General features: G+C 63.9%; 21 protein-coding genes. 16 read left to right on the top strand and 5 right to left on the bottom strand.

The annotated features are described in order from the left end of the window. The first annotated feature begins 148 nt into the window (after nucleotides 1–148). Entirely contained in the window at nucleotides 149–1,453 is a 1,305-nt protein-coding gene (locus KFE19_01380; GenBank protein QUO38207.1) for a cation:proton antiporter, read from the top strand. 54 nt (nucleotides 1,454–1,507) lie between these two features. Here KFE19_01380 and KFE19_01375 read toward each other — a convergent pair whose 3' ends face one another. Beyond that, entirely contained in the window at nucleotides 1,508–1,726 is a 219-nt protein-coding gene (locus KFE19_01375) for a DUF378 domain-containing protein (GenBank protein QUO38206.1), read from the bottom strand. 223 nt (nucleotides 1,727–1,949) lie between these two features. Between KFE19_01375 and thrH the strand changes: the two genes are divergently transcribed. From thrH to spoIIR, 5 genes are all read left to right on the top strand, one after another. Next, complete coding sequence (gene thrH, locus KFE19_01370; protein ID QUO38205.1) at nucleotides 1,950–2,549, top strand: bifunctional phosphoserine phosphatase/homoserine phosphotransferase ThrH; 600 nt, start codon at nucleotides 1,950–1,952, stop codon at nucleotides 2,547–2,549. A 21-nt stretch (nucleotides 2,550–2,570) separates the two neighbouring features. Continuing rightward, a complete protein-coding gene (locus KFE19_01365) occupies nucleotides 2,571–2,714 on the top strand; it encodes a hypothetical protein (protein QUO38204.1) in 144 nt (47 codons plus the stop codon). Between the two features lie 18 nt (nucleotides 2,715–2,732). Further along, nucleotides 2,733–4,013: a DUF1015 domain-containing protein gene (locus KFE19_01360; GenBank protein ID QUO38203.1), complete on the top strand. Its 1,281-nt coding sequence runs from the start codon at nucleotides 2,733–2,735 to the stop codon at nucleotides 4,011–4,013. 137 nt (nucleotides 4,014–4,150) lie between these two features. Continuing rightward, nucleotides 4,151–5,029, top strand: coding sequence for a 4-(cytidine 5'-diphospho)-2-C-methyl-D-erythritol kinase (gene ispE / locus KFE19_01355; GenBank protein QUO38202.1), 879 nt, complete (start codon nucleotides 4,151–4,153; stop codon nucleotides 5,027–5,029). A 72-nt stretch (nucleotides 5,030–5,101) separates the two neighbouring features. Continuing rightward, nucleotides 5,102–5,740 carry a stage II sporulation protein R gene (spoIIR, locus tag KFE19_01350; protein QUO38201.1) on the top strand — a complete coding sequence of 213 codons (639 nt, stop codon included), beginning with the start codon at nucleotides 5,102–5,104 and terminating at the stop codon, nucleotides 5,738–5,740. 195 nt (nucleotides 5,741–5,935) lie between these two features. On the opposite strand, the gene KFE19_01345 is transcribed toward spoIIR, so the two are convergent. Next, entirely contained in the window at nucleotides 5,936–6,544 is a 609-nt protein-coding gene (locus KFE19_01345) for a DUF1643 domain-containing protein (GenBank protein QUO38200.1), read from the bottom strand. Between the two features lie 169 nt (nucleotides 6,545–6,713). On the opposite strand from KFE19_01345, the gene KFE19_01340 reads away from it, so the two are divergent. Next, nucleotides 6,714–10,043 carry a PD-(D/E)XK nuclease family protein gene (locus tag KFE19_01340; protein QUO38199.1) on the top strand — a complete coding sequence of 1,110 codons (3,330 nt, stop codon included), beginning with the start codon at nucleotides 6,714–6,716 and terminating at the stop codon, nucleotides 10,041–10,043. Between the two features lie 48 nt (nucleotides 10,044–10,091). Continuing rightward, nucleotides 10,092–13,652: a helicase-exonuclease AddAB subunit AddA gene (addA, locus tag KFE19_01335; protein QUO38198.1), complete on the top strand. Its 3,561-nt coding sequence runs from the start codon at nucleotides 10,092–10,094 to the stop codon at nucleotides 13,650–13,652. Between the two features lie 73 nt (nucleotides 13,653–13,725). Here the strand turns inward: addA and KFE19_01330 are convergent, their stop codons facing one another. Then, nucleotides 13,726–15,669, bottom strand: coding sequence for an EAL domain-containing protein (locus KFE19_01330; GenBank protein ID QUO38197.1), 1,944 nt, complete (start codon nucleotides 15,667–15,669; stop codon nucleotides 13,726–13,728). Between the two features lie 240 nt (nucleotides 15,670–15,909). On the opposite strand from KFE19_01330, the gene rpmE reads away from it, so the two are divergent. The 4 genes from rpmE (at nucleotide 15,910) to KFE19_01310 (ending at nucleotide 18,746) form a co-directional block, all read left to right on the top strand. Further along, nucleotides 15,910–16,113, top strand: coding sequence for a 50S ribosomal protein L31 (gene rpmE / locus KFE19_01325; GenBank protein ID QUO38196.1), 204 nt, complete (start codon nucleotides 15,910–15,912; stop codon nucleotides 16,111–16,113). A 153-nt stretch (nucleotides 16,114–16,266) separates the two neighbouring features. After that, nucleotides 16,267–16,782, top strand: a complete 516-nt coding sequence (locus KFE19_01320) for a flavin reductase (protein ID QUO38195.1) — start codon at nucleotides 16,267–16,269, stop codon at nucleotides 16,780–16,782. A 22-nt stretch (nucleotides 16,783–16,804) separates the two neighbouring features. Then, complete coding sequence (gene hflX / locus KFE19_01315; protein ID QUO38194.1) at nucleotides 16,805–18,082, top strand: GTPase HflX; 1,278 nt, start codon at nucleotides 16,805–16,807, stop codon at nucleotides 18,080–18,082. A gap of 25 nt (nucleotides 18,083–18,107) precedes the next feature. Beyond that, on the top strand, nucleotides 18,108–18,746 hold the full coding sequence (locus KFE19_01310; protein ID QUO38193.1) for a YigZ family protein: 639 nt from the start codon (nucleotides 18,108–18,110) through the stop codon (nucleotides 18,744–18,746). A 48-nt stretch (nucleotides 18,747–18,794) separates the two neighbouring features. On the opposite strand, the gene KFE19_01305 is transcribed toward KFE19_01310, so the two are convergent. After that, nucleotides 18,795–19,013, bottom strand: coding sequence for a heavy-metal-associated domain-containing protein (locus tag KFE19_01305; GenBank protein QUO38192.1), 219 nt, complete (start codon nucleotides 19,011–19,013; stop codon nucleotides 18,795–18,797). Nucleotides 19,014–19,123: 110 nt separating this feature from the next. On the opposite strand from KFE19_01305, the gene KFE19_01300 reads away from it, so the two are divergent. After that, nucleotides 19,124–19,570, top strand: coding sequence for a hypothetical protein (locus KFE19_01300; GenBank protein ID QUO38191.1), 447 nt, complete (start codon nucleotides 19,124–19,126; stop codon nucleotides 19,568–19,570). Nucleotides 19,571–19,623: 53 nt separating this feature from the next. On the opposite strand, the gene KFE19_01295 is transcribed toward KFE19_01300, so the two are convergent. Beyond that, the gene (locus KFE19_01295) at nucleotides 19,624–21,489 is read right to left on the bottom strand and encodes a sigma 54-interacting transcriptional regulator (protein QUO38190.1); all 1,866 of its coding nucleotides are present in this window, start codon (nucleotides 21,487–21,489) and stop codon (nucleotides 19,624–19,626) included. A 208-nt stretch (nucleotides 21,490–21,697) separates the two neighbouring features. Here KFE19_01295 and KFE19_01290 point away from each other — a divergent pair, with 208 nt between their 5' ends. The 3 genes from KFE19_01290 (at nucleotide 21,698) to KFE19_01280 (ending at nucleotide 23,681) form a co-directional block, all read left to right on the top strand. Then, entirely contained in the window at nucleotides 21,698–21,892 is a 195-nt protein-coding gene (locus KFE19_01290) for a hypothetical protein (protein ID QUO38189.1), read from the top strand. A gap of 153 nt (nucleotides 21,893–22,045) precedes the next feature. Next, on the top strand, nucleotides 22,046–23,089 hold the full coding sequence (locus tag KFE19_01285; protein ID QUO38188.1) for a tripartite tricarboxylate transporter substrate binding protein: 1,044 nt from the start codon (nucleotides 22,046–22,048) through the stop codon (nucleotides 23,087–23,089). Between the two features lie 106 nt (nucleotides 23,090–23,195). After that, on the top strand, nucleotides 23,196–23,681 hold the full coding sequence (locus tag KFE19_01280; GenBank protein QUO38187.1) for a tripartite tricarboxylate transporter TctB family protein: 486 nt from the start codon (nucleotides 23,196–23,198) through the stop codon (nucleotides 23,679–23,681). Nucleotides 23,682–23,699: the final 18 nt, after the last annotated feature.

The raw sequence follows: 23,699 nt of genomic DNA, 5'->3' as shown, positions 1-23,699 counted from the left end.
TTTTTCTCCTTTCCGCCCGAAAGGCGGGGATCTTTTTGTGATAAATGACGCTTGCAAATTCCCGGAAAAGGTTTAAAATGAAGGCTCACATAGAAGAAAGTGAACGTTTGCGAAAACCGGCGGCTGCCGGAGAAGAGAGGAGCTTACCATGTCATATCACTATTTGCTGGACCTGGCGCTGATTCTGGCCAGCACCAAGGTGCTGGGAATTGTGACCCGGAAATTTCAGATGCCACAGGTGGTGGGCGCACTGCTGGCGGGCCTGATCCTGGGCCCCGCCATGCTGAACGTCCTGACGGAGACGGAGTTCCTGACCCAGCTGAGCGAACTGGGCGTTATCGTATTGATGTTCTCCGCCGGCATGGGCACTGACATACAGGAACTCAAGCACAGCGGCGGCGCGGGCTTTCTGGTGGCGCTGCTGGGCGTACTGGTGCCTCTGGTCATGGGCACGGGTCTGGCATGGGCTGCCGGACAGGGCGGACTGGTGCCGGACGGCGGCTTCCTGGAGGATGTATTCGTGGGCACCATCCTGACCGCCACCTCTGTCAGCATCACTGTGGAGACGCTGAAAGAGCTGGGCAAGCTGGATACCAAGGTGGGCAACACCATCCTGGCGGCGGCACTGATCGACGACGTGCTGGGCCTGATCGCTCTGACCATTGTCAGCAGCGTGGCCGGCGGAGACGAGAGCATTTTGCTGGTGCTGGGAAAGATCGTGCTGTTCTTCCTGTTCTCCGGTGTAGTGGGCTTTGCGGCCAACCGCCTGTTCCGCTGGATGATGGCCCTGGAGCACCAGCGCAATCTGCGGCGGTATCCGGTGCTGGCTTTCGTGCTGTGTCTGCTGATGGCCTACTGTGCCGAGCACTTCTTTGGCGTGGCGGACATCACCGGCGCCTATATCGCGGGCCTGGTGATCTCCTGCACCCCCAAGGCCGACTACATCCAGTCCAAGTATGAGCCTCTGAGCTACCTGCTGCTGACACCGGTGTTTTTTGCCTGCATCGGCATCAATGCCCGGGTGGACGGCATGGACGGTCCGCTGGTACTGTTTGCCGCGGCGCTGCTGGTGGTGTCCGTGATCTCCAAGCTGGTGGGCTGCGGCTTGGGCGCCAGGCTCTGCCGATTTACCGGCCGGGAGAGTCTCCAGGTGGGCGTTGGCATGGTATGCCGGGGTGAAGTGGCACTGATCGTGGCCAACCGGGGACTGTCCCTGGGGGTACTGTCGGCTACCATGATGACGCCGGTCATCATCACGGTCATCGGCGGCACGATTTTGACGCCGGTGCTGCTGAAGCTGGTGTTCCGCAGTGAGAAGGAGACGCAGGCTCAGCAGACCAGACTGATTGACCACTATGATAAGATGCGGCAGCTGGATCTGGTATCGGAGCAGCTGCTGGATCGTGACCGGGCACTGATGGACCAGGGAGAGGAACAGCAGGAGCGGAAATAACGCAGAGGGGGGACCGAAACTCGGTCCCCCCTCTTTCTATGCGGTTGGATGTGCTCAGGCGGTATGGGCGTGCCCTGTCTCCTCGCCGCTGCGGAACAGCAGTGTGATGCACCACAGGCCCGCCAGACCCACCAGGGCATAGATCACCCGGGAGAGGACCGCCATCTGGCCGCCGAAAAGGAAGGCCACCGTATCAAAGCCAAACAGGCCGATGCCGCCCCAGTTCAGAGCGCCGATGATGGCCAGTGTCAGCGCGATCTTGTCGATTACCATGCGTTTTACCTCCAATCTTGCCTTTCGGTAAGGATTTGCCCATAGTGTGCCCCACCGAAAAACGGAGTATGCAGCGCCGACGCCAACGGCAAAATTTATAAATCTCGTTGAAATGAAGGGACGGGATATTGTATAATCAGCGTAACGGCGGAGCCTGTGGACGGTATCCATTGGATAGCCGGTGCCGCAGCTGCGCAAATCACAGACACATAAAGGAGACACTATGAATATTGTATGCTTGGACATGGAGGGCGTCCTGGTTCCGGAGATCTGGATCGCCTTCGCGGAGGCCAGCGGGATCCCCGAGCTGCGCCGCACCACCCGGGACGAGCCCGACTACGATAAGTTGATGCGCTGGCGCCTGGGCATTTTAAAAGAGCACGGTCTGGGCCTGAAGGAGATCCAGGCCACCATCGCCAAGATCGATCCCCTGCCCGGCGCCAAGGAGTTTCTGGACGAACTGCGCTCCGTCACCCAGGTCATCATCCTCAGCGACACCTTTGAGGAGTTTGCCAAGCCCCTGATGGAGAAGCTGGGTTGGCCCACCATTTTCTGCAATTCTTTGGAGGTGGCCCCCGACGGGGAGATCACCGGCTTCAAGATGCGCTGCCAGCAGTCCAAGCTGACCACGGTGAAGGCCTTGCAGTCCATTGGCTACGAGACCATCGCCGCAGGCGACAGCTACAACGATCTGGGCATGATCCAGGCCAGCAAGGCTGGATTCCTGTTCAAGAGCACGGAGAAGATCAAGGCCGACCACCCTGAGCTGCCCGCCTACGAGGAGTTCGGCGAGTTCCTGGCTGCCATCAAGGCCGCGCTGTAACAGTGAAAAAAGGCGGATGCCATGGAGGGATGGTTTTGGCCTGCTGTAACGGAACTGTTCGGAAAGCCGATTTTCTGCCTCTATACGCTGCCGGCCATCCTCTGCGGCCTGGGCGTCCTCGCATATATTATTATCAAGACCATTCAGGAATTTCGAAAAAAATAACAGAAAGGGAGATGCCGCATGAATCCGACCTTTGAGAAGCTGGGCTTCTATCCCGCCGACATCCTGCTGCCCAAGGAGGCGGATATGACCAAGTGGGCTGTGGTGGCCTGCGACCAGTTCACCTCCCAGCCGGAGTACTGGGAGGCCGTGGATAAGACCGTGGGCGGCGCGCCCTCCACGCTGCGGCTGATCCTGCCGGAGGCCAAGCTGAACGGCCCCAACGTGGACGGCGACATCGCCGCTATCAACGCCGCCATGCAGGACTACCTGGATAAGGGTGTGTTCAAGACATTGTCCGAATCCCTCATCTACATTGAGCGCACCCAGTCCGACGGCAAGGTCCGTCACGGCCTCATCGGCATGGTGGATCTGGACCAGTACGACTTCACCCCCGGCTCCGGCGCCCTGATCCGGGCCACCGAGGGCACCGTCCTCTCCCGCATCCCGCCCCGGGTGAAGGTGCGGCAGGACGCCCCCATCGAGCTGCCCCATGTGATGTTGCTGATCGACGACCCGGACCGCACCGTCATTGAGCCCCTGACTGCCGCCAGCGGCGCCATGGAGGCACTGTACGACTTCGACCTCCAGCAGGGCGGCGGCCATTTGAAGGGCTGGAAGCTGACGGACGCCCAGATGGACGCCGCGGCGGCGGCCCTGGAGGGCCTCTGCGCCGAGAGCGAGATGGAGAAGAAGTACGGCATGAAGGGCGTTGCCCCGCTGCTCTTTGCCGTGGGCGACGGCAACCACTCCCTGGCTACCGCCAAGCAGTGCTATGAGAACCTGAAAAAGGTCACCCCGGAGAGCGAGTGGGCCAGCCTGCCCGCCCGGTACGCCCTGGTGGAGGTGGTCAACAACCACGACGATGCCCTCCAGTTCGAGCCCATTCACCGGGTCCTCTTCGACGTGGACCGGGAGGCCTTTATGGCAGCGTTCCGGGCCGCCTATCCCAACGCCCACGAGGGCAGGGGCGAGGGCCACGTCATCGAGGTGGTCTGGGAGGGCCACGACGGTTTCATCACCGTGCCGGATCCCAAGGTCCAGCTGGCGGTGGGCACTCTCCAGGCCGTCATCGACGATTATCTCAAGGCCCACGGCGGCGAGGTGGACTACATCCACGGCGACGAGGTCACCAAGGATCTCGGCTCCAAGCCCGGCAACATGGGCTTCCTGCTGCCCGCCATGGGCAAGGAGCAGCTGTTCAAGACCGTCATGGCCGACGGCGTGCTGCCCCGCAAGACCTTCTCCATGGGCCACGCTCAGGACAAGCGCTACTACGTGGAGGCCCGGAAAATCAAGTGAAGTGCAGTCCCCGCGACTGCTGCGGCACCGCGAGCCTCGGTTCGCGGTGCCGCTTTTTTCCGCTGCCGGGCTTTTCCCGCGGCGGCGGACGTGCTATACTGAGCAAAAACACGGGCTGCGGCCCGGAGGAGGAGCCTATGCGGACGCTTTCCCTGACAGCTTACGCCAAAGTGAACCTGGCCCTGGATATCCTGGGCCGCCGGGACGATGGCTACCACACCATGCGCATGGTGATGCAGGCCGTCTCCCTGGGGGATACCGTCACCGTCACGGAGACGGCAGGGGGCTTTGCCCTGCTGGCGGAGGGCCTGGAGCTGCCGCCGGACCGCAAGACCATGGAGCAGCAGGCGGCGGAGGCATTTTTCGCCGCCCTGGGCCGGCCTGTTCCGGGTCTGGAGGTGCGCCTTGAAAAAAAGGTGCCTGCCTACGCGGGCCTGGGCGGCGGCAGCGCCGACGTGGCGGCGGTGCTGCGATGCCTGCGGCGGCTGTACTGCCCGGAGATGCCGCTGTCAGAGCTGGAGGCCGTGGGGGCCCGGGTGGGCAGCGACGTGCCCTTCTGCCTCCGGGGCGGCACGTGCCTGGCGGAGGGCAGGGGGGAGGTCCTGACGGACCTGCCGCCGCTGCCGCCGTGTGAGATCGTGCTGTGCAAGCCGGACTTTGGCCTGCCCACCCCGGCCCTCTTTGCCCGGGTGGACGGCGGCGACCTGGGTCGGCGCCCCGACGTGGACGGCATGGCCGCCGCTCTGGCCCGGGGGGACCTGGACGCTGTGGCTGCCCGGCTGGGCAACGTTTTTGAGACGGTGCTGACCGGGGAGGAGGGCGCCGCCGTGGCGGATATCCGCCGGACGCTGCTGGACTGCGGCGCCCTGGGCACCGTGATGAGCGGCTCGGGCCCCACGGTGTTCGGCCTCTTTCGGGACGCCGCGACGGCCCGGGAGGCGGAGCGGACCCTCTCGGAGCGGTACGCCCAGACGTATCTGGCCCGTCCGGTAAAAAAAATTCCAGAAACGGTATAAAATCCGCGCCCTCTGTCCATCCTTGTGACAAGGATCCCCTGCGGGACCTACATAGCAAAGGATGGATACCGTATGAAAACGAAACAGCAGCCTGCCGGGCGGAAACTGCACCGGCTGGAGATCGCCCTTTTGATCGGCCTGGCCGCGGCCCTGACCTGGGGGGCCTGGAGCCTCAGCACCCAGCGGGAGCTGGCGGACCGGGTGGTGCGGCTCCACGTGCTGGCCAACTCCGACTCGGAGGAGGACCAGGCGCTGAAGCTGACCGTCCGGGACCGGATCTTGGAGGTGGCGGAGCCGGTGCTGGAGGTCTCCGCCGACCGGGAGGAGGCCAGAGCTGCCCTGGAGGCGGCACTTCCGCAGCTGGAGCAAACGGCGGAGGAGACCATCGCCGCCGCCGGGTATGACTACGCCGTCACCGCCAGTCTGGAGGAGACGGAGTTTCCCACCCGGGAGTACGACGGCTTTTCCCTGCCCGCCGGAGAGTATCTGGCGCTGCGGGTGGTCATCGGCGCCGGGGAGGGGCAGAACTGGTGGTGCGTGGTGTTCCCGCCCCTGTGCGCCGCGGCGTCGGAGGACGTGCCGGCGGTGGCCGTGGCGGCGGGTCTCAGCGAGGACCAGGTGTCCCTTATCACGGAGGCCGACCAGGGCTATGTGCTGAAATTCAAGGCGGTGGAGCTGTGGAACGCTCTGCGGCAGAAGCTGGAGGGCTGACCGCCCCGAACCAAAAAAGGGCAGACCCAAACGGGTCTGCCCTTTTTACGTTCTCAGGCGGCCAGATGGAACCACAGGGGGATGGACAGGATCAAAATGACGCCGCACAGCGTCACGGTGATGACGAAGGCCAGGGGATGGCGGGTTTTGAAGTCGTTCATGAGACACCTCTCCTTCGATGATATGTAGATGAGATCACCGGGCCAGGTAGGCGCTGATGTCGAAGTCCTGCAGTTTCGTGTCCCCCTTGAGATACAGGGGGTGGTGGGGCTGCCCGGATTTGAGCAGAGGCCCGGCGGTGAACCACCGGGCGCCGGCGGCGCGGCCGTCGGCGGCGAAATCCCGCATACAGTCCATGAGATAGTCCCGCTTCAAAATGATGTTGCCCCAGGCGGCCCACACTGCCGGACGCTCCGACAGGGACAGCAGATACCGGAACGCCCTGCGGTTCTCGGCGTGAAGGACCGGGTTCAGCGTGGGCTCCATATCGTCGGGCCGGGTGGCCCGCTGGGCATAGACGTTGAACATCAAGAAGCTGTCGTACCCGTTGGCCAGGGCGATCCGCTGGGCGGACTGGAGGGTGGGGTCCAGGGCGTCCGGCGCGGCGGTGGAGGGGTTGATGCCCACGCAGATCAGGGGCTTTTCTCCCCGGGTGCCCAGGATGTAGCGGTACTCGGAGTAGCGGTTGGGCACGTAGAGCCAGCGGCTTACGTCGTAGTCGGGACTGGGCTGTAAGGCCGCGGAAAGGGCCTGGTCAAAGGGCTCCAGCTCCAGATCGCCGGTGGGTCCCTGGGGAATGTGCATGGGAGGTCCTCCTCTCCGGCGGGGGCGCCCGCCGCGTTTTCCCCATTGTACCATACCCCCGCCCGCCGCGCACCCCTTTTTTCGACGCCGGACAAAAAAGAGGGTGCAGGGCAGGGCCGGATATGCTACAATATCCTCTGAACAAAACCGACGGAAGGGAGGGCTCGCCGTGCTGACCATTCTCATAGGCCGGGCCAAGACGGGAAAATCGGACTGGGTCCTGGAGCGCATCCGCGCCCAGGGGGACCGGGGCCGCCAGATCCTGCTGGTGCCGGAGCACGCCTCCCACCAGGCGGAGGTGGACCTGTGCCGCTTCTGTGGTGACACCGCCAGCCGCCACGCCGAGGTCCTCAGCTTCCGCCGCCTGAGCGAGCGGGTGCTCTCCGTCACCGGCGGCGCCGCCCAGGTGACGCTGGACGCCGGCGGCAAGCTGCTGACGCTGCAAAAGGCTCTGGGCGAGGTGGCGCCGGAGCTGCGGGTCTACCGCCGCCCCTCCCGGAAGGCTGCCTTTTTGCAGCAGCTGCTGGACCTGTTCGACGAGCTGCGCAGCTACGAGGTGGATCCCGCCGCCCTGGACGCCCAGGCCCGGGAGATGGAGAGCGGCGCCACTCGGGATAAGCTGTTGGACCTGAGCCTGCTGTACGCCGCCTATGAGGCCCGGCTCCTGCGGCCGGGCCTGGACGCCCGGGACCGGATGAGCAAGCTCTGCGACCACCTGGCCGAGTCCGCCTACGCCGTGGGGAAGGATGTCTACCTGGACGGCTTCACCTACTTCACCGCCCAGGAGCGGCGGGTGCTGGAGATCCTGCTGCGGCAGGCCAGGAGCGTCACTGTGACCCTGCTGGGGGAGCCGGACAGCCGCGAGGAGATGTTCGAGGCCTCCCTGCGCACCAAAGAGCAGCTGGTGCGCCTGGCCCAGCGGGCCGGGCGGCCCTGGGAGGCGGTCACGCTCACCGGCGGGGACGACACGCCCCTGGGCCACCTGGAGCGGTATTTTTTCGGGACCTTGGCCCCTTACGGGGGAGACCTGGGCGGCGCCGTCCGCATCCGGGAGGCGGACACCGCCTTCTCTGAGGTGGAGCAGACAGCGGCGGACATCCGGCGCCTCACGGCGGCGGGGAAGTGCCGCTACCGGGACATCACCGTGGCCGCCGCCTCCATGGGGGATTACGAGGGCATCATCCAGGCGGTGTTCCCCCGGTACGGCATCCCCGTGTACCTCAGCCGCCGCAGCGACATGCTGGAAAAGCCCGTGTGGAGCCTGGTGACCGGTGTCCTCTCGTCTCTGGAGAACGGCTTTGAGTACGAGGATATGTTCCGCTGGCTGAAAACGGGCCTGGCGGGATTGACGGCCGAGGAGTGCGACCTGCTGGAAAACTACGTCCTCAAGTGGGAGATCCACGGACGGATGTGGCTGCGGGACGTGGACTGGACCGACAACCCCGACGGCTACGGCGCCCCCTGGGACGAGCGGCGCCAGGCCCGGCTGGATGCGGTCAACGACCTGCGCCGCCGGGTGCGGGAGCCCCTGGAGCGGCTTTGGAACGGTCTGAAAGCCGGAGAGACGGCGGGGGAGAAAGTCAATTCCCTTTACAGCTTTTTGGAGGAGCTGGGGCTGCAATCGGCCCTGGAGGCACAGATGCGCGCCCAGGCTGACGCGGGCCGGATGCAGGAGGCGGAGGAGACCGCCCAGCTGTGGGAGATCCTCTGCGGCATCCTGGACCAGTTCGTGGAGATCTTGGGGGACGAGCCCATGGAGCTGGAAGAGTTCAGCCGTCTTCTGCGGCAGGTGGCCTCCCAGTACAGCGTGGGCACCATCCCGGTGTCGCTGGATCAGGTCAGCGTCAGCGGCATCGACCGCAATGACCGCCACACCGCCAAGTACCTGTTTCTCCTGGGGGCCAACGACCATGTACTGCCCGCGACGGGCCAGAGCGGCGGCATCCTCAACGAGGACGACCGGGAGGCCCTGGCCCTGCGGGGCATCCGGCTGGCCCCCAGCGGCATGGACCAGATGGGCATTCAGCTGCAAAACCTCTACGCCGCCCTGGCCCAGCCCACCCGGGGCCTGACGGTCAGCTACCCGGTCAGCGACGTGACCGGGGCGGAGCTGCGCCCGGCCTTCGTGGTGGAGCGGCTGCGGGTGCTGTTCCCGGAACTGGCGGTGGAGCGGGAAACGACTGAAAAGGATTATCGATTTACAGCGATTCAGCCTGCACTGGAGGCCGCCGGGACCGACCCCGGCGGCCCCCTGTGGCGGCACTTTGCGGAGGACCCGGATTGTGCGGACCGGCTGGCGGCCATGGAGCGGGCGGCCTCCGCCCGCCGGGGGAAGCTCTCCCGGGCGGCGGTCCAGACCCTCTACGGCAGTCGTATCAGCATGACCGCCTCCCGGGCGGAGCGGCTGCGCAGCTGCCACTTCGCCTACTTCATGGAGTACGGTCTCCGGGCAAAGCCCCGCCGGACGGCAGCCTTCGACGCCCCCCAGATCGGCACGTTCCTCCACTACCTGCTGGAGAACGTCACCCGGGACGTGCTGGCCATGGGCGGCTTTGCCGCTGTGGAGGAGGAGACCCTCCACGCCCTGACGCAGCAGTACATCGACCGCTACGCCCGGGAGGAGCTGCAGGGCCTTGACGGCCGGACCGCCCGGTTCCGCTATCTCTTCGCCCGGCTGCGGAATACCGCCTTTGCCATCGTGGACCAGATCGCCCGGGAGATGCGCTGTTCGGACTTCGTACCCCTGGCCTTCGAGCTGAGCTTCGGCGACCAGGGAGAGCTGCCGGCGGTGACCATCAGCGAGCCCGACGGGGAGCTGCGGATCGGCGGCAAGGTAGACCGGGTGGACGGCTGGGAAAAGGACGGAAAGCTGTATCTCCGGGTGGTGGACTACAAGTCCGGCCGGAAGGCCTTCGACCTCTCCGCCGTGAAGATGGGCCTGGACATCCAGATGCTGCTGTACCTCTTTGCCCTGGAAAAAGAGGGCAAAGCCCGGTTCGGCCGGGACATCGAGCCCGCCGGCGTGCTGTACTTCCCGGCCCGGGACGAGCTGCTTCCGGCGGAGCGGAACATCACGCCGGAGCAGCTCCAGAGCGAGCGGGACAAGCAGCTGCGCCGCACGGGACTGCTCCTGGCGGAACCGGAGGTGCTCCAGGCCATGGAGCACGAGGCATTGACCCAGCCCCGGTATCTCCCCGTGCGGGTGGGCCGGGACGGGGCGCTGGGCGGCAGCCTGGCCTCCGCGGCTCAGCTGGGGAAGCTGGGACAGTATGTGGAAAAGCTGGTGGGGCAGATCGGACGGGAGGTCCGGGAGGGCAACATCGATGCGGACCCCTGCTGCCGCAGCGAGGAGGACAGCTACTGCCGCTTCTGCGACTGGGCGCCGGCCTGCCACTTCCAGGACGGCCGGGACCGGGACCGCCTGCGGTGGATTTTGCCGGTGAAGCCGGAGGAGTTCTGGCAGGCCGTGGAAGAGGAGACGGCACCGGAGGCGCCGTGACGGCGGAGGGACTATGCTGGCACAACGAGGAGAGGAGGAGGAGGTCCCATGGCAAAGGTGAAGCTGACCGACCAGCAGTGCGCCGCGGTGGAGGACCGGGGCGGGGCACTGCTGGTGTCCGCCGCCGCCGGCTCCGGCAAGACCAAGGTGCTGGTGGAGCGGCTGTTCCGGTATGTGACGGAGGAGCGCCGGAACCTGGACGACTTCCTCATCATCACCTACACCCGGGCTGCCGCGGCGGAGCTGCGGAGCAAGATCGCCGCGGAATTGAACAAGCGCCTGGGGGAGGACCCCGGCGACGGACGCCTCCGGCGGCAGCTGCTGCGGGTGTACCAGGCGGACATCAAGACCGTGGACGCCTTCTGCACGGCGCTGCTGCGGGAGAATACCCACCTGCTGGCCCGGGAGGAGGACCGCCACGCCCTGACGCCGGACTTCCGGGTCCTGGACGAGGCCGACGCGGACCTGCTCCGCCGCCGGTGCCTGGGCCGGGAGCTGGAGGAGTTCTATGGAAACCTGGATGAGGGCGGCGCAGCGCTGGCGGACACCCTGGGCGCCGGCCGGGACGACAGCCGCCTGGAGGAGCTGGTGCTGGAGCTGTACGGCAAGCTCCAGAGCCACGCCTCCCCGGAGGGATGGCTGGAGAAGAGCCGGGCGGCCTGGGCGGACCTGCCCGCCGGGTTCGACGGAACGCCTTACGCCGCGGAGCTCCTGGCCCAGGTGCGCCGCCGGGCGGCCCACTGGGCGGCGCTGCTGCGGTCCGGCGCGGACCGGACGGCGGGGGACGAGGCGTTGGAGCGGGGCTACGGGGAGAAGTTCTCCGTGGCCGCCGGGTGCTTCGACGCCCTGGCCGGGGCGGAGACCTGGGAGGCGGTCCGGGCGGCCAACGCCGCCGTGACCTTCCCCCGGCTGACCACCCCCAAGGGCCGCAAGGACGATGCGGACGTGGCGGCCCTCAAGCAGATCTGGGAGAACTGCAAGGCGGGCTGGAAGAAGCTGGGGGAGCCCCTGGGCGTCAGCGGGGAGGAGGCCATGGAGGACCTGCGGGCGGTGGCTCCGGCCATGGTGGCCCTGCTGGATCTGACGGCGCGCTTTGCGGAGCGCTACCGGCAGGAGAAGCTGAGGATGAACGCCGCGGACTTCTCCGACCAGGAGCACCTGGTCCTGGGCCTCCTGGTGGGCCCCGACGGGACCCCTACGGAGCTGGGCCGCCAGGTGGCGGACCGGTACGCGGAGATCCTGGTGGACGAGTACCAGGACACCAACGAGGTGCAAAACGCCATCTTCCGGGCCGTGTCCCGGGAGGGGAAGAACCTCTTCACCGTGGGCGACGTGAAGCAGAGCATCTACCGCTTCCGCCTGGCGGACCCCACCATCTTTCTGGACAAGTACAGCCGCTACAAGACCCGGGGCGAGGCCGCCGAGGGCGAGCCAAGGAAGCTGCTGCTGACGAAGAACTTCCGCTCCCGGCAGGAGGTGCTGGACGGGGCCAACTTCATCTTTTCCAACATCCTCTCTCCCCAGATGGGGGAGATGGCCTACGGCGACGACGAGTCTCTCCACTTCGGCGCGGAATACTATCCGGCCGCGGAGGGCTGTGAGACGGAGTTCCACCTGATCTCCGCCCAGCCCCGGGGGGCGGCGGAGGAGCGGCCCGTCCGCAAGCTCACCGCCGAGGCCCGCTTCGTGGCGGCGCGGATCCGCCGCCTGCTGGACGAGCCCTTCCTGGTCACCGGAGAGGACAGTGCCCGCCGTCCCTGCCGGCCGGAGGACGTGGTGATCCTGCTGCGCTCCCCCGGCAGCCGGGGCGCGGCCTATGCCCAGGCCCTGGCGGAGCAGGACATCCCCTGCGCCTTCCAGGAGAGCGGGGACTTCTTTGAGACCATGGAGATCTCTGTCATGCTGGCGCTGCTGGAGATCGTGGACAATCCCCGTCAGGACGTGCCCCTCATCTCCGTGCTGCGCTCGCCGGTGTTCGGCTTCACCCCCGACCGGCTGGCCGAGATCCGGGGCAGAGACCGGACCGGGGACTTCTACGACGCAGTCCGCGCCGACGGCGGGGAGGACTGCCAATTTTTCCTGGCCGCGCTGGAGGACCTGCGCCAGGCGGCCCGGGACCTGAGCGTCCACCAGCTGATCTGGACCATCTACGACCGTCTCAACGTCCTGGGCGTGTTCGGCGCCATGGACGACGGACCCCAGCGCCGGGAGAACCTGATCGCCCTGAGCGGTCAGGCGGAACGGTTCGAGGCGGGAGGCTGCAAGGGCCTGTTCGCCTTCGTGACGGAGCTGCGGCGGCTGCTGGACCAGGATCAGGCGCCGCCCACCAAGGGGCCCTCCGCGGTCTCCGGTGTGCGGCTCATGAGCATCCACAAGTCCAAGGGCCTGGAGTTCCCGGTGGTGATCCTGGCGGACCTGGACCACGCCTTCTCCCGGCAGGACTTTGATACGGCGGTGCTGGTGCACCCGACCCTGGGCCTGGGGCCCCGGCGGGTGGACCTGGAGCGGCGGATCCAGTATCCCACCCTGGCCCGCCTGGCCCTCCAGGAGAAGCTGCGGCGGGAGAACCTGGCGGAGGAGCAGCGGATCCTGTACGTGGCCATGACCCGGCCCCAGGAGAAGCTGATCCTGGTGGACGCGGTGTACCACGCCGGGACCCGGCTGAAAAAGCTCTGCGCCGTGGCCGGCTGTCCGGCGCTGCCGGAGGCGGTGGCGGAGGGCCGCAGCATGGGGGACTGGGTCCTGCTGCCCCTGCTGTGCCGCCCGGAGGCCGCGCCCCTGCGGGCCCTGGCGGAGCTGGAGCCGGAGAGACTGTACGTCGGGGAGGACCGGCCCTGGCAGGTCTTTGTTCACGTCGCCGCCGATTACGCCGCCCGCCCGGCCCCGCCGGAGAGGGCGGCGGGGGAGACGGCGGAGGAGGTCTCCTTCGACCCGGCCCTGCTGGACTTCGTCTATCCCTTCCAGCGGGAGACCGCGCTGCCCGCCAAGGTCACGGCAACCCAGCTCAAGGGCCGGGAGCTGGACCAGGAGATCGCGGAAAACGCCGCCCACACGCCCTATCTGCGCCCTCTGCGCCAGCCGTTGTTCCGGCAGGAGCGCCGGGGCCTGACGGCGGCGGAGCGGGGCACCGCCACCCACCTGGCGCTGCAATACCTGGACTTCAAAAACCCCGACGCGGCGGGGCAGATCGAGGACCTGCGCCGCCGGGGGCTGCTGACCGACCAGCAGGCCGCCTCCGTGGATCCTGGGCAGCTGGTCCGCTTCCTGGAGAGCCCCCTGGCGGAGGAGATCCGCCGGGGTGGAAACCTCCTGCGGGAGTATCGCTTCACGCTGCTGATGGACGCGCGGGACTATGACGGCGCGGCTGCCGGCGGGGACCGGATGCTGCTCCAGGGCGTGGTAGACTGCTGCTTCGAGACGGCGGAGGGGCTGACGGTGGTGGATTTCAAGACCGACCATGTCCGCACGCCGGAGGAGGTCGCCCAGCGGGCGGCCCACTACCGGCCCCAGCTGGAGGCGTACAGCGGCGCTCTGGAGCGGGTGCTGGAAAAAAGGGTGGCCCGCCGGGTGCTGTACTTCCTGACCCCCGGCGAGACCGTGGAGGTCTGAGAGGCTCTTCCCGAAAAAAAGCCGCCGGAGCGTTTCGCTCCGGCGGCTTGATCGATTTTTGAAGGAGGCGGCATCACATCTCAGACGCTGCATCCTGGTCCCGGAAGAATTCTGCCAGGGCCTCCTGGGGCATGGGGCAGGCATAGTAGAATCCCTGGATCATGTCGGCGTTCTGTTCCGCCAGGTATTCGGCCTGCTCAGCGGTCTCCACGCCCTCCACGATCAGCGTCTTGTCCAGCCGGTGGAACAGCGTCAGCAGCGTCTCCGCCATCAGGCGGGAGCGCTGGTCTCCGGGCAGCCGGCGGATCAGGCTCCGGTCCAGCTTGATGCAGTCCAGCGGATAGTCCAGCACGCTGGAGAGGTTGGAATAGCCCACACCGAAATCGTCCATGTAGATCTCAAACCCCGCGGACTTCAGCGCTGCCAGCTGCCGCCGGGCGTGGCGGGCGTCGTGGAGCAGGAACCGCTCCGTGATCTCCAGCTTCACCCGGTCCGGTGTCAGGCCGTAGGCGTCCAGGATGGACAGCAGCCGGTGGGACAGGTCCTCGTCCAGCAGCTGCTGCATAGAGAGGTTCACCGACACCGACTCCAGCTCCGGGACCGTTCCGCTGCTGAGCAGGCGGCAGACCTCCTCCAGCACCAGCCAGGTCAGGTCCCCGATCATGCCCGTCTCCTCCGCCAGGGGGATGATGGTGTCCGGGGGAATGATGGTGCCCTCCTGGTCCATCAGCCGCAGCAGGGCCTCCGCGCAGCAAAAGCGCTTGTCCCGGCAGCTGTAAATGGGCTGATACCACACCCGGAACCGCCGCTCCTGGATGGACCGGCGCAGGGTCCCGATCAGTTCCTGCTTGCGCCGCAGGCTGCGGGCCACCCGCTCGTCAAACCGGACCACGCCCCGGTCCGCCTTGGCCAGGGACAGGGCGTACTCCAGCTGCTCCAGGATCTGCTCGGCGGAGCCGCTGGGCCGGTCCGCACAGCAAAGGTCCGTCATGCAGAAGTCGGAGCGGCAGACCAGATCCCCCAGGACCCAGGGCTCCTGAAAACGGGCGCGGACGGCCTCCAGATCCCGGTCGGCCTGCTGCTGGGAAGTCCATGGCAGCACCAGGGCGAAGGAGGTGTTCCCCGGTCGGAAGGCCCGGCTCTGGGGAGAGAAGCGCTCCAGATACTGGGCCGCCTCATACAGCACGGCGTCGCCCACGGCGTGGCCGTGCTGGAGATTGATGTCCGACAGGGACAGCAGCGACACCATGATCACCTGGATGGGCTGGCGGCCCGCGATCCGCAGGGATAGTTCCGTGAGGAAATTGTTGTGGCTGCGGACGCCGGTGAGACTGTCATGGTCGTTGGTGTGGCTCTGGAAGGCGATGAAGAGGATCAGGATAGCGGCGGCGCTGAGTGTGCCGTTGAGCAGGATCTCCGGGTAGCACAGCTGGAACAACGAGAGCGCAAGAATGAAGGGCGGCAGGCTGCGCATGACGTACACCATGTGGGTGGAGACGCTGCTGCGGTTGCGGAAAAAGCAGATAGCCAGCACCAGCAGCTCCAGAAACAGAAAGCCGTAGCCGATCTGGTTCAGAGGGCCCCGCTGGTAGTAGCCGTTTTCGTCAAAGTAGAACAGCAGGCCGGTGAAGGGGGTGGCCAGCGACAGGGCCGCAAAGGCGGCCGTCAGGACCATCAGGACCCGCCGGGCGGAGCGCAGGCACCGGGAACCGTAGACGTGCTCCAGGATCAGCACCAGCAGGAAATAGGCGAACAGGGAGCACATGGCGGCGCTGAGCAGGAAATACAGGGTGTTGAGGGCCATGTTCACCCACAGAGGGACCGCGTCCGGCCGGGCCAGAGTGAACACACACAGGATATTCAGCAGGATGGAAGCCCCGGAAGAGAGCAGGCAGAATAAAAACAGCCTCCGCTTGCGGGTGAAGGCCACTTTCCGCTCGTAGCAGTAGTAGCGGACAAAGATGATGCCCAAAATGAACAGCGAAAAGAATTCCGCCAGCAAGGACCAACGGATCACAGCGCACACCTTCTTTTTTGGGAAATTATACAATATTATATCATAATACCGCACGGAACGTTGCATTTCAAGGAAAGAAACGCAAAAAAGCAAAAAGAATGCTACCGGGAGACAAAAAAATCTGAAAATTCTGTGAAAAATGCTTGCATTTCAAAGGGGACTGTGGTAAACTAAAGTTCGCTTTTGTGAGGTGAAAGCTTCCCAAGGGTAGTCTGGAAGAGAAAGAGGTGAACGAGAGCAATGAAGGAAGGAATCCATCCCAATTATCAGCAGACTACGATTACTTGCGCCTGCGGTAATGTGATTGAGACAGGTTCTACCAAGAAGGATATCAAGGTGGAAGTCTGCTCTAAGTGTCACCCCTTCTTCACGGGCAAGCAGAAGCTGGTGGATACCGGCGGACGCGTGGCCAAGTTCAACAAGAAGTTCGGCCTGGACAAGTAAGTCTGACACATCGAAAAGGGTCTGCTGCGTTTGTCAGCAGACCCTTTTTTTACTCCGTGGAAAACTTTACTTTTCCCGGCAAAGCGCATATACTAATGCAATGCATATGATTATCGCGACCATCTGCCAGGATCCGGAAAGGAGCGTTTTTTTATGAATCTGCATCCCGTGGAGCTGCAAACCCTGACGCCGGAGGTGCTGCGGGTATTCGGCGCCCAGCCGCCCCTGCTGACCGCCGGGGATAAGAGCGGCTGCAATACCATGACCATCGGCTGGTGCCAGATGGGCCAGCTGTGGAGCCTTCCGGTATGCACCGTGTACGTACGGCCGGAGCGGCACACCTTCTCCTTCATGGAGAGCAGCGACTATTTCACTGTCTCTGTCCTGCCGAAGGAACTGAAGCAGACCACCGCTTTCTGCGGCAGCCACAGCGGCCGGGATACCGACAAGATCGCCGCCTGCGGTCTGACGGTCCGCTACGGTGCCGGAGACGCCCCCTTCTTTGACGAGGCGGAGTGGGTCCTGGTGTGCCGGAAGCTCTATGTCCAGGACATGGACCCCGCCTGCGTCCTGCCGTCGGCGGAGGGGACCATCCTGCCCTACTATGGCGCCAAGGGCGGCTGGCACCGCATCTACACCGGACAGGTGGTGGAGGCCTACGCCCGGTAATTACCCAAAGGAAAGGGAATCGATGGAAAAAACGGAAACGATCAGAGACAAAGTGCTGCTGGTGGGCCTGAGCTCACCGGTGCTGAAAAAAGAGGAGAATGCCGACGAAGCCACACTGGAGGAGCTCAGCGCCCTGGTGGAGACCGCCGGGGCGGAGACCGTGGGCATGATGCTGCAAAACCGCCCCGCGCCGGACCCCCGCACCTTCATCGGCGAGGGCAAGGTGGCGGAGGCCAAGCTCTACTGCGAGAATACCGGCGCCACCATGGTGATCTTCGACAACGACCTGTCCCCCTCCCAGATGCGGGTGCTGACCCAGCTGCTGGGGGTCCAGGTCCTGGACCGGTGCGCCCTGATCCTGGACATTTTCGCCCAGCGGGCCCGGACCAAGGAGGGCCGCCTCCAGGTGGAGCTGGCTCAGTATCAGTATCTGCTGCCGCGCCTGACCGGCATGTGGACCCACCTGGAGCGCCAGGCGGGCACCAGCGGCAAGGGGCCCATCGGCTCCAAGGGCCCCGGCGAGACCCAGCTGGAGACGGACCGCCGCCACATCCACCGCAAGATCGACAAGCTCAAGGCGGACCTGGAGGAGGTGCGCCGGGTCCGGGGGACCCAGCGCCAGCGGCGGCAGAAGAACGAGATCCCGGTGGTGGCCATCGTGGGCTACACCAACGCGGGCAAGTCCACCCTTCTCAACCACCTGACCGGGGCGGACATCCCCGCCAACAACCGCCTGTTCGACACTCTGGACACCACCAGCCGCCTGCTGACCGTCTCAGACACGCTGGACGTGGTGATTTCCGATACCGTGGGCTTCATCCGCAAGCTGCCCCACCAGCTGGTGGAGGCCTTCAAGGCCACGCTGGAGGAGCTGGAATACGCGGACCTGCTGCTCCACGTCATTGACGTGTCCAATCCCGAGTGGCAGCAGCAGTCCCAGGTGGTGGAGAACCTGATTTTGGAGCTGGGCGCCGGGGAGCTGCCCCGGATCGACGTGTTCAACAAGTGTGACCAGCTCCCGCCGGGGGAGATCATGCCCCACGGCGAGGACATCGTGTCCATCTCCGCCCGCACCGGCGCTGGGGTGGATACGCTGCTGAAGAAGATTGCCGACCGGCTGGACAGCGGCAGCCGCCGCTGCGTGCTGCACCTGCCCTACGACAAGGGCGGCTTGCTGGATATGCTCTACCGGGAGGCCAAGGTGGAGTCCGTGGAGTACGGCGCCACCATCGACGTGACGGCGGTCTGCACGCCAAAGGTCCTGGGCCGGGTAGCGACCTACGCGGAGCCGCCCCAGTGACGGACATAGAAGAGGAGGACGGGCCGTGAGCGAGATTTGGGTGCCCTTTGAGAACGCGGAGAGCGAGTTTGTGGAGAAGCGGTCCCGCTTCATCGGACGGGTCTTTCATGTGGAGAGCGAGGCCGAGGCCCGCGCCCGGATCGAGGAGACGAAAAAGCGCCACTACGACGCCCGGCACAACTGCTGGTGCTACCTGCTGCGGCAGGGGAACACCGTCCGCTACTCCGATGACGGGGAACCCCAGGGCACAGCGGGCCAGCCCATGCTGAACGTGTTCCAGCGCCTGGGCGTCACGGACGTGTGCTGCGTGGTGACCCGGTACTTCGGCGGGATCCTGCTGGGGGCCGGGGGATTGACCCGGGCCTATTCCAAAGGGGCGCACGACGCCCTGGCCGCCGCCGGCATCTGCCGGCTGAGCCTTTGGACGCTGTGGACCGTGCCCTGCACCTATCCGCTGCTGGAGCGGGTGAAGCTGGAGATCGCCGAGCGCGGCGGCGTCATCCGGAACACGGAGTACGCCGCGGACATCCGATTGACCGCCGCCTTTCCCGAGGGCGGGGCGGAGATGTTTTCCGCCCGGCTGACAGAGCTGTCCGCCGGTGCTCTTTCCATGGAGGAGGCCGGCGAGGAGCTGCTGCCGGGCCCCCGCCGGGAGATCAGCTGAAAAACAAAGACCCGGGAGAACACTTGGTTCTCCCGGGTCCTTTTCGCCTCAGTCCGTGGCCCGCAGCTGATAGCCCAGCTCCTGGACCTTCTGCCGGATCTCGGACTGCCGGACACCGGTGGAATCGTAATCCACCGCCAGGCATCCGCCGGGGCTGACGCTGACGGAGGTCACCCCCGGCAGGCCGTCCAGCTCCCGTTTGATCCGCTTCACATCGTGGGCCCCGGTGGGGTCCTCCAGAGAAAAATACGTGCTCAGATGTGCCATATGCATGCCTCCTCCCGCCATAGCTTGCCCGGCGGAGGCGGGATTTATCGCCGGGCATAATCCGCGCCTGCTGGGACATACAATAGGGATATTGTATGATATCGGGAGGGATGGACGTGGAGCGGCTGCGCAATGCGGGACGGGAAGTCCTGCTGTTTTTGATGGGCGGCATGGGGTATTTCTGCCTGGAGCTGCTCTGGCGGGGCTGGAGCCACTGGACCATGGTGCTGGTGGGAGGACTGTGCTTCATCGGCGTGGGGCGCATCAACGAGGTGCTGGACTGGGACACACCCCTGGTGCTCCAGGCGCTGATCGGCGCCGCGGTCATCACGGTCGTGGAGTTTGCCAGCGGGTGCGTGCTGAATCTGTGGCTGGGGCTGAACATCTGGGATTACAGCGATCTGCCGCTGAATGTGCTGGGGCAGGTGTGCCTGCTCTACGCGGTACTGTGGTATTTCCTGGCCCTGCCGGTGATCGTGGTGGACGACTATCTGCGCTGGCGGCTGTGCGGCGGCAGTTGGCCCCGCTACCGGCTGTTCCGAAGGAAACCGGCCTGAGAGACAGCCAAGCGCGGCGAAACTCTTTGGTTTCGCCGCGCTTGCAGCATGGATCATTTGCCGGTCTGCGATTTCTGAGAAGCAGGATCCTCCATTTGCTTGAGCAGGCGCCACAGGGTCACCCGGCTGATACCGAGCTCGGCCGCGGCGTGCGTCTTGTTGCCGTGACTGGCTTCCAGTGCCGAAAGCACGCGCTCCCGATCGCAGATCGGAGCGGGGGCTTGTCCGCCGCTTTCAGCCTGACTGATTTTTTTGCCGCCCAGCAGATGGACAAGCAGTTCGGAAGGAGAGGTGCCGGGTTGGAAGAGAACGGCGAACCGCTCGCAGAAATTTCGCAGTTCCCGGACGTTTCCGTACCAGGGCTGTGCCTGCAAAAGCGCGTAATCCGCCGGGGTCAGGTGAATCTCTGTGTGGAACCCCTCCCGCTGCCGGAATTTTCGGATAAAGCTGTCCACCAGAGGCGGGATATCCTCCTTTCGCTCCCGCAGAGGAGGAATATTCAGCTGGAGCACATAGAGCCGGTAGTACAGATCCTGCCGGAATTTTCCCGCACGCACCAGATCTTCCAGATTTTTGTTGGTGGCTGCGATGACCCGGATGTCGATGGGGATGATCCGGCTGTCGCCCAGCCGCATGATCTCACGCTCCTGCAGGACTCGCAGGAGCCGCCCCTGGAGCCCCAGCGGAATCTCGGAGATTTCGTCCAGGAAGATCGTTCCCTTGTGCGCAATCTCGAACAGGCCTGCCTTTCCGCCCTTGGCGGCGCCGGTGAAAGCGCCCTCCACATAGCCGAACAGCTCGCTTTCCAATAGATTTTCCGGTAGGGCGGCACAGTTGAGGGCCACAAAATTGTTTTGAGAGCGGCGGCTGGCGGCATGGATGCTCTGGCTGACCAGCTCCTTCCCGGTTCCGGATTCTCCGACGATCACGATGTTGGAATCCGTTCTGGCGAAGGCCTTGGCCTCCTGCACGCACTCCAGCATTCTGGGGGCGCGGATGATCATTTGATCAAAACTGTATTTGGCACTGTGTCCCTTGTGGTGCAGGGTCATGCGGAGCTTGTCCTCAGTGGTCTGGATCTGCGAGGCGTTGAGGACTGTCACCACACTGCCGACGACGGCGCCGTGCATCAGCAATTCGACCTTCTTTACCGAAAGGTGCGTATTTTTATAGGGGATGATCTCGTCATATTCGCCGGAGAGCGAGAGGATCCTGTTCAGCGCAGGGGAGGAGAGCACCTCGGCGGCTTTCCGGCCCAGATAGTGTTCCCTGGTGGAGAGCTGAAGGATGCGGATGGCGGCGGCGTTCAGAAAGGAGACACAGCCGTTTCGGTCAATGGCAAACAGCCCTTCGTACGCGTTATCCAGCAGGGTCTGGAGGCTCAGAGCTTTCTCCCGCTCCGCAAGGCTGATCTTTGCAACCTGCTTGGCCTCTGCGATGGCATTCCAGAAGGTATCCCGACCGGAGAGGATCTGCATGGAGGGAATCCCCAGCTCCCGTGCCCGCTGACAGCCGATCTTTCCGCCGATGATCACCCGTTTTCCATCCCGGACCGCCCGCTCCACAGTCTGCCGGACCTCCTGATATGTGTTTTCTTTTAGTGTGTACGGGGTCACATCGACGCTGAGCTGCTCGCCAAGCTGCTCCACGCCCATGACCATGTTCTGGGTGCCCAGGATCGCGGCTGGCACGCCGCTGTAATTGTGGCGCAGGCGAAGCAGCATTTCCACGATATCCGAGCCGCTGACGATCAGTTCCACAAGCGGCACGGGGAAGGACCGCTTGCACAGGTCCAGATAGGTGCCGCCCCGGGCGATCATAACGTCGCACTCCGGCGTGTTGGTCAGGACTTCGTCTGTGGCTGCGGCGACGATCGTCTCCAGGAGGTAGTGCGTGTTGTCCTGCACCTGCCGTTTCATATAAGCAGTGTGTTCTTGAAAAACCTCCTGAGCCAGGGGCTCTGCCTCAGGGTAGGGAAGCGCGATGCCAATTCGAATCAAGGAAAGACCTCCTTTTGCCGCCGGGGGTTCATGGCGTGCACAATAGACTTGCTGCGACGGGAAGCTGCTGCGATATACTATAACAGAGATGTTTCAGTTTTACAAGGAAACGTTTCGGTGAAACAGTTTGTTAACGCTTGAAAAGGAAGGGGAAAGGTGGACTTTTCAAAGAAAAAAGAGAGGATCCGCGGGAACATATGAAGAAATCAGCTGGAGAGAAGAGATTGTTTCTGCGGCTGCTGAAACAAATTCAAAGGATGTAGTGAAAAATCTGACAAATTTGAAACATGGTTTTTGGAGGCCTTCTTGGGATGATGGATAAAATATTAACATTCTTTTTTGCAAAATAACGAAAAAAGCAAAGAAAAATTTGATATTATAAAAGTGGCACGAAAAATGCTTATATATCCTGGCAGCTGTATCGGGTTCCTACGGACCCAAATCACAGTGCTGATTTACGAAGGAGGAAGATTCAATGAAAAAGACGAAGAAACTGCTTGCCCTGCTGCTGGCGCTGCTGCTCACCGGTTCACTGCTGACGGCCTGCGGCGGTTCTGAGGATGAGGTTCAGGAGGACGCCCAGGATCAGACCACAGAGGATACCCAGTCCGGTGACAGCACCGAGACCGATTGGCCCACCAAGCCCATTCAGATGATCGTGCCCTTTGACGCCGGCGGCGACACGGACTTCAACGCCCGGCAATATGCAAAGTATCTGGAAGAGGAACTGGGCCAGCCTGTGGCGGTGAGCAATGTGGTGGGCAACAGCGGCATGCTGGCTGCCAAGGAGGTCTATGATGCGGACGCCGACGGTTATACCATCCTGTTCACCCATTCCTCCATTAACGTCAACACTGCCGCCGGTACTTCCGATATCGGCATTGAGGATTTTGAAATGGTGCGCGTCTGCGGCCGTCCTGCCGTGGAGGCCATTGCCGTCCGCAGCGACTCTCCCTATGAGACCCTGGACGATCTGGTGGCCGCTATCAAGGAAAATCCCGGCGAATTCATCGTGCCCGCTTCTATCGGCGCCACCTCTCACTATGCCTGCCTGCTGATGGAGAAGGCCTGCGGCGTGGAGCTGAACATCGTCAACTCCGGCGCCTCCAGTGACCGTACCGCCGGCCTGAAAGGCGGGAATTTCGAGTTCATCATCAATCCCTACGGCACCATGAAGTCCTTCATCGACAGCGGCGACTTCCGGATCCTGGCCACTGTGGGCGAGGAGCGCAGCTCTCAGTTCCCCGACATCCCCACCGCCAAGGAGCTGGGTTATGAGGACCTGGTTTCCGTGAACGCCTATTATATCCTGGTTCCCAAGGGTACCCCCGAGGCCATCATTGAAAAGCTGGGCGCTGCCATTGACGATATTTCCAACAACAATGAGGAGTACGCCACCGCCATTGCCGAGGCGTATTATCAGGACACCTTCCTGCTCAACCGCGAGGACTCCGTGGCTTACGCGCAGGATGAGCTGGCCCGTTTCATGGAGATGTCCGCGGAACTGAAGGGCGAATGAGCCGGCGCTCTGTAAAAATCAAAAGTTAACCATCAACCACAAAACTCCGCAGGCGAGTGGACGAGCTCGCCTGCGGAGTATTAGAGAAGAGAGGAGATGAAGCACGATGTTCCGTTATCGCCGCACCATTATGTCAGCCGGTGTCCTTGCGGTGTCGCTGTTTTATTTTATATATGCGCTGCTGTGCATCGAGTCGCGCCATGTGCGGGGTGTGCCGGATTCCGGGTTTATTCCGCGGATTGTGGGCGGTCTGCTGGTCATTCTGAGTGTCATCATGACAGTATCTGACTTCCGCAGGAACCGGAGGGAGCCGGACGAAGCCTCCAGCACGGAGAAAAAAGAGAGCAGGAACGTCCTGGGAACCGCTGTGCTCCTGCTGGTCTACATTTGCCTGATCGAGCCCCTGGGCTTTTTGATCGCATCCGTCCTGTATCTGTTTGCGCAGTTCCTGTACCTCACGGAAGTGAGCAATCTGCGCCGTCTGAAGACGTATGTTCTGTATTTCGTGATTGCCCTGGTGGTATCTACCGGGATCTACTACCTGTTCCTGAACGTGTTCCACCTGATCCTGCCGGCAGGTATTTTGAAGTGAAGAGGGAGGTCGCAGTAA

Origin of the sequence: Dysosmobacter sp. Marseille-Q4140 (assembly GCA_018228705.1) — a bacterium.
Taxonomy (GTDB): domain Bacteria; phylum Bacillota; class Clostridia; order Oscillospirales; family Oscillospiraceae; genus Oscillibacter.
The sequence above is the reverse complement of the archived record's forward strand: the minus strand, read 5'-3'. Positions and strand labels throughout refer to the sequence as shown.